Annotated in this window: 15 protein-coding genes, 1 tRNA gene and 3 pseudogenes; 7 read left to right on the forward strand and 12 right to left on the reverse strand. The window is 68.9% G+C overall.

What is annotated here, in order from left to right:
• Positions 1–147: 147 nt before the first annotated feature.
• Complete coding sequence (locus ABIE45_RS21360; protein ID WP_192708436.1) at positions 148–1,077, forward strand: DUF6328 family protein; 930 nt, start codon at positions 148–150, stop codon at positions 1,075–1,077.
• Positions 1,078–1,095: 18 nt separating this feature from the next.
• Here the strand turns inward: ABIE45_RS21360 and ABIE45_RS21365 are convergent.
• From ABIE45_RS21365 to ABIE45_RS21375, 3 genes and pseudogenes are all read right to left on the reverse strand, one after another.
• Positions 1,096–1,317, reverse strand: a pseudogene (locus ABIE45_RS21365) (DUF2252 family protein); the annotation flags it as partial.
• A gap of 72 nt (positions 1,318–1,389) precedes the next feature.
• Positions 1,390–3,153: a PAS domain-containing protein gene (locus tag ABIE45_RS21370; RefSeq protein ID WP_373622522.1), complete on the reverse strand. Its 1,764-nt coding sequence runs from the start codon at positions 3,151–3,153 to the stop codon at positions 1,390–1,392.
• Positions 3,154–3,316: 163 nt separating this feature from the next.
• A pseudogene (locus ABIE45_RS21375) lies at positions 3,317–3,472 on the reverse strand (rhodanese family protein); the annotation flags it as partial.
• A gap of 86 nt (positions 3,473–3,558) precedes the next feature.
• Between ABIE45_RS21375 and ABIE45_RS21380 the strand changes: the two are divergent.
• Positions 3,559–3,933, forward strand: coding sequence for a hypothetical protein (locus tag ABIE45_RS21380; RefSeq protein ID WP_192708435.1), 375 nt, complete (start codon positions 3,559–3,561; stop codon positions 3,931–3,933).
• A 452-nt stretch (positions 3,934–4,385) separates the two neighbouring features.
• Here the strand turns inward: ABIE45_RS21380 and ABIE45_RS21385 are convergent, their stop codons facing one another.
• Entirely contained in the window at positions 4,386–4,649 is a 264-nt protein-coding gene (locus tag ABIE45_RS21385; RefSeq protein WP_192708434.1) for a hypothetical protein, read from the reverse strand.
• 241 nt (positions 4,650–4,890) lie between these two features.
• On the opposite strand from ABIE45_RS21385, the gene ABIE45_RS21390 reads away from it, so the two are divergent.
• Entirely contained in the window at positions 4,891–5,208 is a 318-nt protein-coding gene (locus ABIE45_RS21390) for a hypothetical protein (protein ID WP_192708433.1), read from the forward strand.
• Positions 5,209–5,365: 157 nt separating this feature from the next.
• Positions 5,366–5,728 carry a hypothetical protein gene (locus ABIE45_RS21395; RefSeq protein WP_192708432.1) on the forward strand — a complete coding sequence of 121 codons (363 nt, stop codon included), beginning with the start codon at positions 5,366–5,368 and terminating at the stop codon, positions 5,726–5,728.
• A 76-nt stretch (positions 5,729–5,804) separates the two neighbouring features.
• Here the strand turns inward: ABIE45_RS21395 and ABIE45_RS21400 are convergent, their stop codons facing one another.
• The 8 genes and pseudogenes from ABIE45_RS21400 to pdxY all read right to left on the reverse strand — a co-directional run bounded on the left by ABIE45_RS21400 (position 5,805) and on the right by pdxY (position 13,902).
• Positions 5,805–6,011 (reverse strand): hypothetical protein, encoded by a 207-nt coding sequence (locus ABIE45_RS21400; protein WP_192708490.1) that lies wholly within the window; start codon positions 6,009–6,011, stop codon positions 5,805–5,807.
• A gap of 161 nt (positions 6,012–6,172) precedes the next feature.
• Positions 6,173–6,490 carry a hypothetical protein gene (locus ABIE45_RS21405; RefSeq protein WP_192708431.1) on the reverse strand — a complete coding sequence of 106 codons (318 nt, stop codon included), beginning with the start codon at positions 6,488–6,490 and terminating at the stop codon, positions 6,173–6,175.
• A 1,097-nt stretch (positions 6,491–7,587) separates the two neighbouring features.
• Positions 7,588–7,677, reverse strand: a tRNA-Ser gene (locus tag ABIE45_RS21410).
• A 141-nt stretch (positions 7,678–7,818) separates the two neighbouring features.
• Positions 7,819–10,086 (reverse strand): glycogen debranching protein GlgX, encoded by a 2,268-nt coding sequence (glgX, locus tag ABIE45_RS21415; protein ID WP_192708430.1) that lies wholly within the window; start codon positions 10,084–10,086, stop codon positions 7,819–7,821.
• Positions 10,087–10,207: 121 nt separating this feature from the next.
• Entirely contained in the window at positions 10,208–11,182 is a 975-nt protein-coding gene (locus ABIE45_RS21420) for an ABC transporter substrate-binding protein (RefSeq protein ID WP_192708429.1), read from the reverse strand.
• A gap of 220 nt (positions 11,183–11,402) precedes the next feature.
• Positions 11,403–12,113, reverse strand: coding sequence for an NUDIX hydrolase (locus ABIE45_RS21425; protein ID WP_192708428.1), 711 nt, complete (start codon positions 12,111–12,113; stop codon positions 11,403–11,405).
• Positions 12,106–12,991: pseudogene (locus tag ABIE45_RS21430) on the reverse strand (PhzF family phenazine biosynthesis protein). Before ABIE45_RS21430 ends, ABIE45_RS21425 begins: the two are co-directional and overlap by 8 nt.
• A gap of 62 nt (positions 12,992–13,053) precedes the next feature.
• A complete protein-coding gene (pdxY, locus tag ABIE45_RS21435) occupies positions 13,054–13,902 on the reverse strand; it encodes a pyridoxal kinase PdxY (protein ID WP_192708426.1) in 849 nt (282 codons plus the stop codon).
• A 123-nt stretch (positions 13,903–14,025) separates the two neighbouring features.
• Here pdxY and ABIE45_RS21440 point away from each other — a divergent pair, with 123 nt between their 5' ends.
• The 3 genes from ABIE45_RS21440 to ABIE45_RS21450 all read left to right on the forward strand — a co-directional run bounded on the left by ABIE45_RS21440 (position 14,026) and on the right by ABIE45_RS21450 (position 15,958).
• Positions 14,026–14,547, forward strand: a complete 522-nt coding sequence (locus ABIE45_RS21440; protein WP_192708425.1) for a DedA family protein — start codon at positions 14,026–14,028, stop codon at positions 14,545–14,547.
• A 16-nt stretch (positions 14,548–14,563) separates the two neighbouring features.
• Positions 14,564–15,340, forward strand: a complete 777-nt coding sequence (locus ABIE45_RS21445; RefSeq protein ID WP_192708424.1) for a cobalamin-binding protein — start codon at positions 14,564–14,566, stop codon at positions 15,338–15,340.
• A 105-nt stretch (positions 15,341–15,445) separates the two neighbouring features.
• Positions 15,446–15,958, forward strand: a complete 513-nt coding sequence (locus tag ABIE45_RS21450; protein WP_192708423.1) for an MmcB family DNA repair protein — start codon at positions 15,446–15,448, stop codon at positions 15,956–15,958.
• Positions 15,959–15,988: the final 30 nt, after the last annotated feature.

Raw genomic sequence — 15,988 nt, forward strand, 5'->3', positions numbered from 1 at the left:
CCGCAGGGCATGGAAACCATCATGCGCCTGGGCGAGCCTGTCGCTGCGAGCTCCAAAAGTGCGTCGTACGCGCCCCGGGTCAGCCTTCGGAACCCGACGTGGCGGTGGTCGATTGCTGCATCCCGGCTCAATTGGACCTCGTTGCGAATGTCCCTGTCGAAGAAGGTGAAGGTCGGCCTCGACGAGACCCGCATCCTGATCCTCGGCTCGCAGATCCTGCTGGGCTTCCAGTTCCAAGGCGCCTTCCGCCCAACCTTCGAGCGCCTGCCATTCCATGACCGCGTGATCTGGGTCGCGGCGCTTGCCCTCATCACCCTGACCATCGCGCTCCTCATCACGCCGTCGGTCCAGCACCGCGTGGTCGAGGGCGGACGGGACACCAAGCGCCTGCTCGGCGTGATCGGGCGCTACGCCGGCCTCGCACTCGGGCCCTTCGCGCTGGCGCTCGGGGCCGACCTGTACCTCGCCGTCAATCCGGTCCTGGGGCTCGGCCCCGGCGCTGCCGTCGGCCTCTTCTTCTGCGGCCTCGCCCTCCTGTTCTGGTACGGGTTGGAGGCGCTGATGACACGAACCGCCGGACAACGGGAGCGCACCATGACCGACCGCGAACCCGAGCACGAGCACACCCCGCTGGAAACCAAGATCGAGCAGATGCTGACCGAGGCCCGGGTCGTCCTGCCCGGCGCCCAAGCGCTCCTCGGCTTCCAGCTGGTGATCACCTTCTCGGAGGCGTTCGAGAAGCTGACCTTCGCGGCGAAGGTCGTGCACCTTGTCGCGCTGGCCCTGCTGGCCCTGACGGTGGTCTGGCTGATGGCGCCGGCGGCCTTCCACCGCATCGTCTACGCTGGCGAGGACACACCCGAATTCCACGCGCTCGGCACCCGATTCCTCCTTGCCGCAAGCGTGACACTCGCCCTCGGCATCTCGGTCGATCTCGGCGTCGTCGTTGCGAAGGTCGTCGCATCGAACTTGGCCGGGCTGATTGCGGCCCTCGCCTCCCTCGCGCTGCTGGTCGGGCTCTGGCACGTGCACCCGCTCATATTGCGGGCGCGCAAGGACACAACGCCCACATCCTGAGGCGCACCTCCAGGCGGCCTGCGCATCCGGGTCCACCGGCATTTCTGCGCCAGGGGCCGTCGGCGCCGCGGGCTCGATCGCCTCCTCCAGGTCGACGAGCGCCAGACGGCGCTTGCCGTTCTCCTCGATGCGCACGAGCGCGGCGTAGCGCAGGACGCCGAGCGACGAGCAGCCCTTCATCCGGTAAGCCGCGTCAATCAGGCGGACGTCGGCCCCGTCGCCTCGGCACCCGAGTAGAAGCCGGGTGCGCCCGGTTCGCCCAGGGCAGCTGAGCGGGCGCGGGTCTGCGGGGTCGGTGGCGGATCTTACCGCTCAGGCTTGGGCGTGCCCGAAATCGGACGTCGTTCGACCCGGTCCCGTGCGTGCGCCCCTTCGCAAGGCCGCCTGAACGCGGTCGATCAGCTCGCTGCGCCGATACGGTTTGCCGAGTACGTCCATTGCGTGAGGCTGGGGACCGTCGATGGCCATCTCGTCGTTGTAACCCGTCGTGAGCAGGACCGGCACGGTCGGGTCGCGGTCGGCGACATGCTTGGCCAAGACCAGGCCGTTTGCTCCGCCCGGCATGATGACGTCCGAGAACACCAGCTTGAACGCGTCACCGCCACCGTGCGCCTCGTCGAAGCGCTGCAGGGCCTCCTCGGCGCTGTGGGCAACGACGACGCGGTAACCGATGTCCTGCAAGGCCTCACCAGCCATCGCGGCAGCCTCGCGACTGTCGTCGACTACGAGCACCAAAGGCGGCGCCGTCGGATTATCGAGCGGGCGCGTTTGGTAGCCGGTCGGAGCCGTTCCCGGCGAGAATTCGTCCGCCTGTCGCTCAAGGATAGGGAACAGCATACGGACCGTCGTGCCGCGTCCGACCCCGCTGTCGATCTCCAGTCTCCCGCCCGATTGCTGCACGAAGCCTGACGCCATGGCGAGGCCCAGGCCCGTTCCCTCGCCGCGCGGCTTGGTGGTGAAGAAGGGCTCCGTCGCCCGGGCCACGATGTGCGGCGCCATGCCGGTGCCCTCGTCCGAGACGCAGAGCAGCGCGTAATCTCCTGGCTCCAGCTGCCGCGAGGCGGCGTCGCCGTTGAGGTGAACCCGTTTCGTGGTGACCGTGATGGCGCCGCCATTCGGCGAGGCGTCGCGGGCGTTCACGACGACGTTCAGGAGAGCCATCTCCAGATGCGTGGCGTCCACCCGCACCTGCGGCAGGCGCCGCTGCAGGTTCAGGTGCAGAGTGGCCTTGCTGCCGACCGAGCTCTCCAGCAACTCGGCAACGGAGTTGACGAGTTCGCTCAAGTCGATGCCCTTCGGCTCCAGGCGCCCACGCCGGGCGAAGGCGAGAAGCTGATGGGTGAGCTTGGCTCCGCGATCAGCCGCCGTCGTGGCTGCTACGAGATAGCGCTCGAAGGCTTGCTCATCGTGCCGCTTGGCCGCCATCCGCTCGAGGCTACCGTTGATCACGTGCAACAGGTTGTTGAAGTCGTGGGCCAGCCCTGCCGTGAGCTGGCCGATGGCTTCCATCTTCTGCGCCTGCCGAAACTGCTGCTCGCTCTCGCGCCGGTTCGTTACGTCGAGTTGGCTGGCGAAGAAGTAGATGATCTCGCCTTCGGGGTTGTGTACCGGACCCATGAACACCGCGTTCCAGAACGGCGTGCCGTCCCGGCGGTAGTTCAGGATCTCCAGTGCGGTGGCCCTGCCTTCAAGGAGGGCTTCCCGGAGTTGCCGGACGTGATCCGGGTCGGTGCCCGCGCCCTGCAGGAAGCGGCAGTTGCGGCCGAGGACTTCGCCTTCCTCGTAGCCGGTCAGGTCCAAGAAGGCGTTGTTGGCGAACACGATGGGTGTGTCGTCCTGGCGAGGGTCGGCCAGGATCATCGGCATCCGGGTCATCTCGACGGCGGCGAAGAAGACGCCACCGCGGTCGCTCAGGTCCGGATCGGTGATGGTGCTCTGCTGCCAGTGGCGCAGACCTGGACGGCCGAGGGGCTCAAGCGCCCCCTGGTCCATGCTGCCGCGTGCAGGCTCGCCCGAGCTCTCGTGTCCACCGCCGGCGTGTTCCGGCGGTCCCTGATCATCGTTCATGTGCGCCATGAGGTCAGTAACGCGTGTCTTCTCAGTCGGGTCCGCAGCCGCGGCGGTTTCGCCGAGGACTGTGTAACCCAGGTGCCTTTGCCTTCTGAACCTATCGCCTTTGCACTTGGTCCAACTCACGCAGCCATTGAGTTGAGCGGTCCATAGACCTTCCGGCAGGGTCTCAGCTCTCGCCATCCCGCACGATGGGGCAGCTCTCGTCCTTCGCCCAGTCGGAGAAGCTGAGGTAGTAGGTGTCCACCCGGCTGAACCCAGCCTGCACCGCGGCGAGCGCCGCCAGAGCCGCGCGACCGCCTCCGTCGCAGTGGGTGACGATCCGCCTCCCGGTCTGAACCCGGCGCTCTCCAGCATGGCGCGCAACTCCTGCGGCTGCCTTAAGCGGCCTTCAGCGGTCAGCAGGTCGGCGTGGCCGACGCGGCGGGCCTCGGGCAGGTGCCCGCCGCGGGCGTTCTTGCGCAAGTCCTCCCCCGTGAGCTCGGCGGGTCTGCGCGCGTCGAACACTTGCGTGCCCGTGCCAAGTTCGTCCCGGAGTTCCCGACGGGTCACGAGGCCTACGGGGCCATGCTCGCCCAGGGTCGCAATGAGCGTGACCGGCGTCGGTACCACCTGCCTGGTTTCGGACCGGAACGCCGGCTGCGCAGCCAAGGCCGGCCAGCCGCCGTCGAGCACGGCGGCCGGCACCCCGAAGTGCTGCAGAATGAACCAGACCCGGGCGGCCTCGGTCATGCGATGGAAGCCTCACCGTCGAGCCGGATGAAGGCCAACTCGGAACGGTCGTGACGGTGACCTTCCCTCACGTGCTCGACAAGGAGCAGATCCGGACGGGACATGATGAGGAACGGTCGCCCCGTCTCGCGTAGGCCGGATGCTTCAGGCGAGTGTGCCGAGCGCAGTCATGAGCCCCACGATGCCGACGGTCGACGTGGCGAAGTCGAGGAAAGCCAGCAGCAACGACGAGGTGGCACCTTGGGGCTTGCTCGAAACGTCGGCTGAAGCCCACGTGCAGGCCCCGGAGCGCGACGCCGGGCCCGGCGACCGCGGGCTTCGGGGCGAAGGTGCGGTGTCATGCTCCGACACCCAGTCGGTCGAGCAGATCTCCCGGACCCGCAAGAGGCTCTCCCCTCACGCGGGACGGACGGCCGGGAAGGCATTCAGGGCCGTCCTTCCGGGCGTCCGCAGCCCACTCGGGCGCGGCTTAGGGTTGTTCACGCCGGCCGATGGACGGCAGGCGGCTACTGGAACAGCCGTGCCGCTTCGCGATGCCGACGTTTCAGGTGGAGCCCGATCAGCTCGAACAGGCCACCACGGTTGCGCGCGTGGTGCTCCGGCAAGGCGAGTTCATGGAGCAGCGCATCCATCGCGGCGCGACGCGCCCGATAGCCCGCGAAATCATCGAGGTAAGCGTCCACGATCCGCTCGGCCTCAATGATGGTGCCGGGCGTGTAGGACCCCGCGTGTGCGAGGATGGAGCGCACGGTGTGTTTGAGATGGTCCATGCCGTCAGTAGCGCCGTGGGCGCCTGGACGGTTCCAAACCGCATGCTCATCCACGCACAAGCCCAGCCGCGTCGTCGCACAGGCCCTTGGCGCTCGGGCAAATGTCCACTCATGACGCGCCAGCGCTCATCATGCACGCAACATGACTTCGTGTGTTCCCCAAAGAGCCGAGGTGCCGAGCAGGGGCTGAACTCGCAGTTCATCGCCGAGGCGCGGAGACTTCCAGCGATGGGGAGCGGCGATGTCCGATGCCGACCGGATCCGAGAGATGCTCAAGCGTCAGAGGATGCTGGCCGACGTCGGCGAGTTCGCCTTGACGTGCCAGAACCTGGACGAGGTGCTCGGCACCGGCCGCGCCAAGGTCTTGGAGATCCACCACGCGGGCGAGTGCCTGTTCGTTCGTGCCGGCGTCGGCCGGGGCCCTGCGTCGTCGGCCAGCTCAGTAGCCCGTCCGCTTTCGCGGCGGGCCTCCGAAGCAGCTGTTCTGGTTTCGGCCAGGGCCGGCCGGCTGCAGAGCGCCCATGCCGGTCACTCAGATGATCCTGATGAGGTCCCGTAAGTGACGCTGCCGACTGAGATCGGCCATCCGCATGAGGCTCGGCTCCACGACGTAGCCGCCCAACACAACATACGGTCTGAATCCCTACGGGGGATCACCTCCGCCTCTGAGTGGTTCCCCCTCATGAGCCACTCAGAGTGTAGGAGGAAAGCTGACCATGGCAGACAACCAATCAGGACAGACGGGCGGCCTATCCGGCGCGTCAGCGGGTAAATCGGGCGGCAGCAGTGCGGGCGGCTCATCCGGCGGCGGTGCTGGCGTCGCGGACCAGGCCAAGGAGACGCTGCGGGACGCCACCAGCAGGGCCTCAGACGCTTGGGACAACGCCTCTGAGTACGGTTCCCGCTACTACCGCCAGGGCAGTCGCGCAGTCAGCGACATGGACACCGGGACGATGACCGGCCTGTTCATCGCGGGTGCGATCGGCTTTGGCCTCGGCTGGCTGGTGTTCGGTCAGCAGTCCCGCTCCGGCGATTACATCCCGAGGCGGATGAGCGAGAGCAGCGAACGCCATTATTGAGCGGACATGAAAAGCCCCGTCGGGCACTGGGCCGGGCGGGGCTGATCTGCTTGCAGTGCAGCGAGGAATAGCGCGGTTACGCGGCGATCTTCGCCACGGCAGCATAGTTTTCGTTGCTCGCCAGGAGCGTGGAACCAACTGCGGCCGGGGCGCTGCTCTTCGGGCTCAGACGGTCGGCCACGAAGGGGACCAGCGCGACATTAGCGGCAAGGGCGGCGACGAGAGCGGTAACAGCGAGAGCGATCATGGCGGACAATCCGTGCTGGCGTTTGCGGTGCAGCATTTATGACATCGAACCGCGTTCGTTGGCATACCAAGTGCCAGATACCACCCGTGCGATGAATGCATGGATGCGGTCAGCTTGGGTTTGAGATGCGCGTTTCCGCTCGCCCGGCATCATGTCGCCAGGCCGGAGGGTCGAACCAAGTCTGCCCGACACGGATCTCAGCGCGCCGGTGCGGTCATCTCCGCGACGCCGTTTGCCTCGAAGCGTACAAGCCTGGGGCCCGGCTTGCCGGTATCGCGTTCCAGCAAGTCGAGACGCGCGTTGATGGCCTCAATCCACTCCGCGTTGGTGCACGTGCTCAGGAGCGGCTGCACGACGTCTGCAAGGTCGCGGGCAAGCGTCTCGCGACAGAGCTTACCCAACTCGCCGCCGTTCTCCACGAAAGCACCAGCAACGGCCTCCCCCATCATCAGCGCCTGACCTGCTCCGGTCGGGGCCTCTGTCTCGCTCTCTCCTTGAGATCGCTTCGTCAGCATCGGCTCAGGCATCCGGCAGGCTGCAGGTGTTCCTCGATGGGTCCATGAACGGTCCAGGCGGCTAAACCGTTGCGGGGGCAGCGACGTTGGACGGCAGCCCGCCGTTATCGTGTCGAACGGGGTCCGTGTGACCATGAGCCGATCACCCTCACTTCGTGCCCGCGTCCTGACCGACCAGCCGAGCTGCAATCCGCAACTTGCGGATCGGGTTGGCATCACGGCGCGGCGGCGGGGCGAGGTCGTCAAACTAGCGAGCAACGTTCTGGAGGGGGAAGGCTTGGTCGAGCGCGTGGGTGGCCGGCATCCCTTCAAGTGGCGCAGGCCAGCCCGCTCGACAGCTAAGAAATGTACGAACACGACCTCTCCGCGGCCTTCGGAGTGGATGGCGTGAGGCGTCGATGAGCGCTTGTCACGGAAGCTGGTCCAGGGCCTCATACAGTCAGCTATCGTCCGAGGAGCTGATCCTGGCGCACGTCTTCGGGAGTTCCGCGCGCTGCAGCAAGCCGCAATGGCAATGTCGCAGGACCCGGCCGTAACCGATACTGCCGAGCGGCTCATCCGTGCGATCAATCTCTCCCTGCAGGATTTGGCTGCCGTGAAGTCTTAGGCGGCCGGGCGGGTACTGGTGCCGCTGGGCACATAACCGTCTCAGATGGGTGGTTTCCTGCCCGTCGGCTCTGGGCGAGTGCCGACCCATAAACGGACATCACCGTCAGCGAGACCTAGCTATGCTGCCGCTGGTCACTCATCGCGTCCCGAATGCGGGGCTCGTTGGCTTTCAACCTGGCAGGCCAGCCTGTTCAGCGAGTTCGGTCGCGGTATCAGACTCAGGCGTCCAAGATGCGCTGGCGGATATTCCAGCCCTGTCAGGCGCCGCAGCGTGTAGGGATCTTGGCATAGCCCGGGCTATCGCGAACCACTAATCGAACGCTCCTCGGGGGCCTTTCGAGTCGAGCGCCATGCCTTCACGTCGATGACGGCCCGAGCGTGCCGTTCATATATCGGAGGCCTTCGCTGCCCCGACCTTCCACTGCTGGTGGGGTGAATGGGGGGTAAGCCCCTGTCAGTTCAAAAAAGCTTGTCTGATCAATAATGGCTGGCGGAGGGAGCGGGATTCGAACCCGCGATACCGTTTCCGGTATACACACTTTCCAGGCGTGCGCCTTCAACCACTCGGCCACCCCTCCAGCCGCGGACAGGCCACCCGGGCGCGCAAGTGGGGCGCCGGGCGCAGCCAGGGCCGCGCGGTGCCGTGCTGTTAGCCGGGTGCGCCGCCGCGCGCAAGGCGGAGACGGCCGGGCGGTGCGAAAACCGCCCGGCCGTGGGTTTCAGCCTTCCGCGTCGAGGTGGAACCGGACATGCTCCACGTTCGCCCGCTCGAAGGCCTGCATCACGTGCTGGTATGAGCGCTCCATGGCGTTGTCGCCGTCGCCGGGGCTGTCCTCGGGCTTCAGCACGAACATCAGCAGCGAGCGCCCGGTCACGTCGTAGCCGATGCCGAACTTGAAGCTCTCCACATCCTGGCTGTCGGGCAGGTTGGTGTCGAGGAGGCGCGTCCAGGCCACGCCGCCCACGGATTCGGGCAGCGTGAACGTCACGAGGTCGTGGTGGGCGTTGAACATGATCAGCAGGGTCGCGTCGCCGCCGCGGCGGTGCAGGCCGGTGGCCTGGGCGCGGCCGTCGAGCTGAACCGCGAAGGCGCGGGCGCCGCCGTCGGTCCAGTTCTCGGGCGTCATCTCGCTCCCGTCCGGGCGCAGCCACGCCACGTCCTTGACGCCGAACTCCTCGTCGTACTGCCCGGTGAGGAACCGCCCGCGGCTCAGGATCGGCAGGGCGTTGCGCAGGATGACCAGGCGCTGGGTGAACTCGGCGAGGTCCTGCTCCTCCTCCCCGATCGCCCCCCAGTCCAGCCAGGAGACCTCGTTGTCCTGGCAATAGGCGTTGTTGTTGCCCTGCTGGGTCCGGGCGAACTCGTCGCCGGCGAGCAGCATCGGCGTGCCGCGGGACAGGAACAGGGTCGCCAGCATGTTGCGCATCTGGCGCAGGCGCACCGCCCGGATCTCCGGGTCGTCGGTCGGACCCTCGACGCCGTAATTGTACGAGAGGTTGTGCGAGTGGCCGTCGCGGTTGCCCTCGCCGTTCGCCTCGTTGTGCTTGTCGTTGTACGAGACCGTGTCGTGCAGGGTGAAGCCGTCATGGGCGGTGAGGAAGTTCACCGAGGCCCAGGGCTTGCGCCCACGCTTGTTGAACTTGTCGGCCGAGCCGGCGATCCGCGCGGCGAGGTCCGGCAGGAGCCCGGCATCGCCCTTCCAGTAGGCCCGGACGTCGTCGCGGAACCGGTCGTTCCACTCGGCCCAGCCCGGCGGGAAGCCGCCGACCTGGTAGCCGCCCGGGCCGCAATCCCACGGCTCGGCGATCAGCTTCACCGAATTCAGGACCGGATCCTGCCGGCAGGTGTCGAGGAAGCCGCCGCCCTCGTCGAACCCGTAGGGCTCGCGGCCCAGAATCGTGGCGAGGTCGAAGCGGAAGCCGTCCACCTGCATCTCCTGCGCCCAGTAGCGCAGTGAATCGGTGACGAGCTGCAGCACCCGCGGATGCGACAGGTTGAAGGTGTTCCCGGTGCCGGTGTCGTTGATGTAGTAGCGCGGCTCGTTGGGGAGCAGCCGGTAGTAGGAGGCGTTGTCGATCCCCTTGAACGACAGGGTCGGGCCCTTCTCGTTGCCCTCGGCGGTGTGGTTGTAGACCACGTCGAGGATCACCTCGAGGCCGGCGCCGTGGAAGCGCGAGACCATCTCCTTGAACTCGGAGAAGGCGAAATCCGGCACCGCCGCGTAGCGCCGGGCGGGGGTGAAGAACGAAATCGTGTTGTAGCCCCAGTAATTCACCAGCCCCTTCTGCTCGAGGTAATCGTCCTGCACGAAGGCGTGGACCGGCAGCAGCTCCACCGAGGTGACGCCAAGGCTCTTGATGTAGTCGAGCACGTCGCGCGTGCCGAGGCCGGCATAGGTGCCGCGCAGCTTCTCGGGCACCCGCGGGTCGAGCTTGGTCATGCCCTTGACGTGGGTCTCGTAGACGATGGTCTTCTCCCACGGGATCAGCGGCTTCTGGTGCCGCCCCCAGGTGAAGGCCGGGTCGATCACCCGCGAGCGGCGGGTGTAGGGGGCGCTGTCGCGCTCGTCGAAGGTCAGGTCGTCTCCCGATTCCATCTGGTAGCCGAACAGGGCCGGGTTCCAGGTGATCGAGCCGACGAGCCCCTTGGCGTAGGGGTCGATCAGCAGCTTGTTGGGGTTGAACCGGTGGCCGGCCTTCGGCTCGTAGGGGCCGTGGACCCGGTAGCCGTAGATCGTGCCGGGCCGGGCATCGGGCAGGTAGCCGTGCCAGATCTCGTCGGTGTACTCGGGCAGCTCGATCCGCTCGATCTCCTGCTCGCCCTGGTCGTCGAACAGGCAGAGCTCGACCTTGGTGGCGTAGGCGGAGAACAGCGCGAAGTTGACGCCGAGCCCGTCCCAGGTGGCGCCGAGGGGATAGGGTTGGCCTTCCTGGATGCGCGAGCGGGTCGCGCGGGCCTGCGATGCGGGACGACGGGTATCGGACATGAACACTCCGGAACGCGACCCGCCCGGCCACGTGCCGTTGCGGGGAGCCCCTGGTGAACGTGCCGAAAACAGCGAAGCTCCCGCGCTGCCGCAAAAATCACCGACGCCGCACGCCAGCGCCTCAGTTCGAGGCCGCGGCCGTGAAGCTGCGGTCGACGGCCCGGCCAACATCGAGCGTTTTCGACAGGATGCCGTACCGGGTCGCCCGGTCCGAGGCCTCCTGGACCTCCTTCACGACGGCGTCGTCGATCGCGACCGGGCTGGTCCGCTGCGCCGTGTAGGCTGCGCGCAGGACGTCCTCGGGCAGCTTGGTCAGCTCGGCCGTGTTCCGGGCATAGGCATCGAGGTGGTCCAGCGACCACAGCCGCGCCTTGTTCAGGCGGGTCAGGAAGTCCTGCAGGGCGGCGCGCTTGGTGGCGATGGCGCTGTCCGACGCGACGATGAACGTGATGGTCGGCGTCAGGCCTGCGCCGTCGGCGATCGGGCGGGCCTTGTCCTTGAGCGTCGCGAACGAGACGTAGGGGTCCCAGACCGCCCAGGCATCCACCGAGCCGGCCATCAGCGCGACCTTGGCGTCGACCGGGTTGAGCGGTGCGAAGATGGCCTCGGACGGCGCGATCCCGGCCTTCTCCAGGGTCGCGCTGATCAGGAACTGGCCCCAGCCGCCGCGGGTGCCGGCGAGCCGCTTGCCCTTGAGATCGGCGGCCGAGCGGATCGGCGAATCCGCCCGGACCAGGATCGCTTGGGTCCGGGGATCCGACTTGGTGCCGCCGATCGCCTTGATCGGCGCCCCGGCCGCGTAGACCGTGAGGAAGGAGAGGTCGCCGGTATAGCCGACGTCGAGGGCGCCGGCGTTGAGCGCCTCCAGGATCGGTGCCGCGGCCGGGAATTCCGACCACTCGATCCGGTAGGGCAGATCCTTCGCGGCGCCGGCGATCTCCAGGAGCGACCGGTTCCCGCCCTTCTGATCGCCGACGCGCAGGACAACCGTGTCGGCCGCGAGCGATACCGCCGCCGAGGCCACGGTGACGGCGGCGGCCAGCAGGACGGCCGCGAGCCGGCGGCCGGCGGGACGAGCGTGAGATCCGGTGCGCATGAAGCCTGTCGCCGTCTGCGGCCCGCGACGCGCGAGCCTTTCGGGACGGCCGAGTTTATGGTTGCGTCAGCGGCGATCAATGAAATGGGATTCTGTATTGCACGCGCATCGTACAAGAACATCGCGTCGAACCGACGTGCACGAGACGATCTAGGTCTCTCCCCGCAGATGCCAGCGGACCATGTCGGCGCAACCGCGCCGGGCCGGGCGCGGTTGCGCCTCAGGATCGGGACGCGAACGCGTCCGCGAGATAGGCGCGCACGAAGCCCGGCATCCGCGCGGCGTCGATATCCGCGGTGCTCCGCGCGCTGTGCAGGCTGGCGAGTTCCGGCTCGGCCTGGCCGCGGAGATGGGCGCCGATGCGCGCGTCGAGCGCCGCGGCCGAAGCCGGGAAGCGCACCGGACGCAGGAAGGCGAGTTGGCCCTCCCCGTCCAGCAGCACCCACTCGGTGGCGGCGCCCTCGGGCAGCGCCAGGCCGGTCTCCTCGGCGAGTTCCCGGGCGGCGCTGCCGGCGAGGTCGACGCGGTCGCCCCGCACGTCGTCCGGGTCCGGCGTGCCGCACGGGAAGTAGAGCTGGCCGGCATTGGCCGTGTGGGCGCCCATCTCGCCGAGGAGGACCGCGCCGTCCGCCGTCCAGGGCACGATCGCCGCGAAGGCGTTGGCGACCTGCGGGTCCGCGACCCTGAAGTTCCGGTACGCCGTGAAGGTGGAATAGCGGACGGCGAACAGATCGACCCGGGCGGTCCCGTCCGCGACGCTGTGGCCGCAGCTCAGGAGGACAGTGCCGTCGAACAATCCGGGGCTCCGCCGGATCCGGTCCTGCCAATGCGCGGCGATGGCGGCAGCGTTCTCGCGGGGAAAGGCCCAGTCGTAGGCCACGATCCGCGCCGTGACACCGGTCAGGCGCGTGATGCGGAAGCCCTCAGACATGCAGGACGCCGTCCGAGACGATCACGGCCGCGCCGCCGATCTCGACGCCCCGCAGGGCACCCGCCGCGATGGTGATCTGGAGCGCGATCGTGCTCGGCCGGCCCATCGCCTGTCCCTGGCGGATCGCCACGTCGTGGGTGCCCTCCCCCAGGGTCTCGAACTGCATCAGGACTCCCGCGAAGGCGGAGGCCGCCGCGCCGGTGGCGGGGTCCTCCGGGACGCCGAAATTCGGCGCGAACATCCGCACCCGCCAGCTCTGGCCGGTCCCCTCGGGATCGGGGCGTGTAGAGGTAGAGCCCGTCCGCGGGATCCGGCGCCTGGGCCGGCCGGGCGGCGTCGAGGGCCGCCACCGAGGCGACCGGCACGCAGGTGAAGCTTGGGCCGACCCCGTGGCGGCTCGGCACGTGTCGGCCGGTGCCGATGTCCCCGGGCGTCAGGCCGAGGAGCGGCGCCAGAATGTCGGGCTCGGGACCGGGGCCGAGGAACTCCGGCAGGGTCGGCAGCCGGAACCGCGCCCGGCCGCCCGTGCCGTCGGCCAGGGTCTCGACCACGCAGGGGACGATCCCGATGCCCTCCTCCAGGCCGAAGGCGCGGGCATCGCCCCGGGCCGGATCCTGCAGCGCCAGCAGCACCGCGGCGCCGACCGTCGGGTGGCCGGCAAAAGGCAGTTCCCGACTTGGGGTGAAGATGCGCAGCCGCGCCCGGTGCCGGGCCTCCGCGGGCGGCAGCACGAACACCGTCTCGGACAGGTTGAACTCCCGCGCGATGGCCTGCATGGCCGCGTCGTCGAGCCCCTCGGACTCGACCACCACCGCGAGCGGATTGCCCGCGAGCCGCTGCTCGGTGAACACGTCCAGGGTGACGAAGCGGCGCGCCATCGTGTCGGACCTTCCTGCTCTCGCTGTGCCGGTCCGGCCGCGCAGCGCGGCCGGACCGTGTCTCAGACCGCCTCGACCGAGAAGGTCTCGCTCGGATTCACGTACTCGTCCTGCGCGGACACCGTCAGGATCTCTCGAGACCCCGCCTCGGCGGTTCGCTTCAGGAGCCCGTAGACCGAGGCCGCCGCCGCGCCGAGCGCCGCGGCGGCCGAACCGGTGCGGGCGTAGTGGACCAAGAACAGGGCCGCGATGCAGTCGCCCGCACCGTTGACCGCGATCGCGAGGCGCGGGGTGCGCACCCGGAAGAGCTGCCCCTCCGCCCCCGCGAGCAGGTCGATCCTGTCCGGCGGCGTGTCGGCGCAGAGCGCCGAGGTCACCAGCACTACGCGGGGCCCGGATGCCTGGAGGGCGGCGATCGCCGTTCCGGCCTCGGCGAGCGTCCGGCTCGGCAGGCCGGTGAGGAGGCCCAGCTCGAACTGGTTGGGGGTGAGGATGTCGGCCTGCGGCACCGCGCGCTCGCGCAGGAACGCCTCGATGCCGGGCCGGACGTAGACGCCTTCCTCCACGTCGCCGATCACCGGGTCGCAGCAATAGAGCGCCGCGGGATTCGCCGCCCGCACGGCGGCCACCCCCTCCAGGATCGCGGCCCCGATCTCGGGCGAGCCCATATAGCCCGACAGCACCGCGTCGCAGGTTCCGAGCACGCCGCGCTCGCCGATGCCGCGCACCACGTCGCGGATCATCGCCGCATCGAAGACCGGGCCGCGCCACGCGCCGTAGCCGGTGTGGTTGGAGAACTGCACCGTGTGCACCGGCCAGACCTCGACCCCGAGCCGCTGCATGGGGAACACCGCCGAGGCGTTGCCGACATGGCCGTAGGCGACGTGGGACTGGATCGACAGGACGTTCAACGCGCGACTCGCTCGTGGTCACGCTACGGTTAGCCGGTTCCCGCCCCGCCCGCACCCCCATCCCTTGCCGACCTCCCCCGTGCACCTCAGATGGGACCGATCCCCGGTCACACGCTGAGCCCCATGGACATCGAAGCCCTGCGCACCTCGACCCTCGCCTTCGTCGAGGCGCACAAGGTCTGGACGCCGCTGATCGCGGGGGGGCTCGCCTTCTGCGAATCGATCGCGGTCCTGTCGCTGTTCGTGCCGGCGACCGTGATCCTGGTCGGGATCGGCGCCCTGGTGGGCGGGGCCGACATCCCGTTCTGGCCGGTGGTGATCGCCGCGGCGCTGGGTGCTGCGCTCGGGGACTGGATCTCCTACGAGGCCGGGCGCTGGCTCGGCCCCGGCGCCAAGACCAAGTGGCCGCTGCGGCGCTATCCCGAACTCATGGCGAAGGCCGAGGCCTTCATCGGCCGCTGGGGCATCGCCGCGGTGGCGCTCGGACGGTTCTTCGGGCCGGCCCGGGCGCTGGTCCCGCTCTTCGCCGGCATCCTCGGCCTGGCGCGGCTGCCGTTCCAGCTCGCCAACCTCGCATCGGCGCTGGTCTGGGCCTTCGTGCTGCTGGCGCCCGGAGCCGGGCTGCTGACTTGGCTCGACCGATGACTTGGCTCGACCGCTGATGCGCCGCTTCCCCCCGGAGCGCATCGTCTGCCTCACCGAGGAGACGGTCGAGACCCTGTACCTGCTTGGCCAGGAGGACAGGATCGTCGGCGTCTCGGGCTACGCGGTGCGGCCGCCCCGGGTCCGGCGGGAGAAGCCGCGCGTCTCGGCCTTCACCAGCGCCGACATCCCGAAGATCCTGGCCCTGGCGCCGGATCTCGTCCTGGCCTTCTCGGACCTCCAGGCCGACATCGTCGCCGACCTCGCCCGGGCGGGCGTGGCGGTCCACCTGTTCAACCAGCGCGACGTGGCGGGCTGCCTCGCGATGATCCGCACCCTCGGCGCCCTTGTCGGCGTGCCGGAGCGGGCCGAGATCCTGGCGGCCGGCTTCGAGGCCCGGCTCGCGGAGGCCGCCGCGGCGGCGCGGCAGCGCCGACCGGTGCACGTGTACTTCGAGGAGTGGGACGCACCGATGATCTCCGGCATCGGCTGGGTCTCGGACCTGATCGACCTCGCGGGCGGCCGGGACGTCTTCCCCGATCTGAGCCGGCAGGCGGCCGCCAAGGACCGGATCGTCACGTCCGAGCAGGTGATCGCGGCAGCGCCCGAGGTGATCCTCGCCTCGTGGTGCGGGAAGCGGGTCAACATCGAGCGCATCCGGTCCCGCCCCGGCTGGGCGGCGATCCCGGCGGTGCGCGACGGGCGCATCCACGAGATCAAGGCGCCGCTGATCCTTCAACCCGGCCCGGCCGCGCTCACCGACGGGTTCGACGCGATCCAGGCCTGCCTGGGATGAGTGTTTCGGGGTGGCGGCCAACGGAGTGATCCCGCGCCGCAGGTGACGGACCGGGCGCAACTTGGCAGGATGTCCCGATTCGGCACAGACGCATCCCCCTGATTGATGTCCGCTTCCCTCAGCTTGCCTGATTCCGCGCCCCCGATCGCCGAGGCGCTCCTGCCTGTCGACCGGCGGCAATCGCCCACGGCCCTGCGCATCCAGCGCGGCGTGCGCCGGCTGTTCTCCGAGATGGGCTGCGTCACACTGCCGGAATTCTCGCTGGCGAATGGGCGCCGGGCCGACGTGATCGCGCTGTGCGGGGCGGGCAAGCTCACCATCGTGGAGATCAAGTCGAGCGTGGCGGATTTCCGCGCCGACCGGAAATGGCCAGATTACCGCGACTTCTGCGACCGGTTCTTCTTCGCGATCCCCGAGGAGGTCCCGGAATCGCTGATCCCGGAGGAATGCGGCCTGATCGTCGCCGACGCCTACGGTGCTGGGATCCTGCGGGAGCCGCCCGACCACCCGCTGAGCGGTGCCCGCCGCAAGGCCGTGACGCTGCGCTTCGCCCACAGCGCCGCCCGCATCCTCCACGCGCTGGCGGATCCGGGGGCCGTGCGGGAGGGAGCGCTGTAGGCTGGGGATGGAGCGGGAGAAAATTGGCGT

Origin of the sequence: Methylobacterium sp. OAE515 (genome assembly GCF_041806315.1) — a bacterium.
Lineage (GTDB): Bacteria > Pseudomonadota > Alphaproteobacteria > Rhizobiales > Beijerinckiaceae > Methylobacterium > Methylobacterium tardum.

Bases quoted from the DNA above. Each gene is read 5' to 3' on its own strand.
- ABIE45_RS21360 (WP_192708436.1), top strand. From the start codon at position 148: ATGTCCCTGTCGAAGAAGGTGAAGGTCGGCCTCGACGAGACCCGCATC.
- ABIE45_RS21370 (WP_373622522.1), bottom strand. From the start codon at position 3,153: ATGGCGCACATGAACGATGATCAGGGACCGCCGGAACACGCCGGCGGT.
- ABIE45_RS21385 (WP_192708434.1), bottom strand. From the start codon at position 4,649: ATGGACCATCTCAAACACACCGTGCGCTCCATCCTCGCACACGCGGGG.
- ABIE45_RS21390 (WP_192708433.1), top strand. From the start codon at position 4,891: ATGTCCGATGCCGACCGGATCCGAGAGATGCTCAAGCGTCAGAGGATG.
- ABIE45_RS21395 (WP_192708432.1), top strand. From the start codon at position 5,366: ATGGCAGACAACCAATCAGGACAGACGGGCGGCCTATCCGGCGCGTCA.
- ABIE45_RS21400 (WP_192708490.1), bottom strand. From the start codon at position 6,011: ATGCTGCACCGCAAACGCCAGCACGGATTGTCCGCCATGATCGCTCTC.
- ABIE45_RS21405 (WP_192708431.1), bottom strand. From the start codon at position 6,490: ATGCTGACGAAGCGATCTCAAGGAGAGAGCGAGACAGAGGCCCCGACC.
- glgX (WP_192708430.1), bottom strand. From the start codon at position 10,086: ATGTCCGATACCCGTCGTCCCGCATCGCAGGCCCGCGCGACCCGCTCG.
- ABIE45_RS21420 (WP_192708429.1), bottom strand. From the start codon at position 11,182: ATGCGCACCGGATCTCACGCTCGTCCCGCCGGCCGCCGGCTCGCGGCC.
- ABIE45_RS21425 (WP_192708428.1), bottom strand. From the start codon at position 12,113: ATGTCTGAGGGCTTCCGCATCACGCGCCTGACCGGTGTCACGGCGCGG.
- ABIE45_RS21440 (WP_192708425.1), top strand. From the start codon at position 14,026: ATGGACATCGAAGCCCTGCGCACCTCGACCCTCGCCTTCGTCGAGGCG.
- ABIE45_RS21445 (WP_192708424.1), top strand. From the start codon at position 14,564: ATGCGCCGCTTCCCCCCGGAGCGCATCGTCTGCCTCACCGAGGAGACG.
- ABIE45_RS21450 (WP_192708423.1), top strand. From the start codon at position 15,446: ATGTCCGCTTCCCTCAGCTTGCCTGATTCCGCGCCCCCGATCGCCGAG.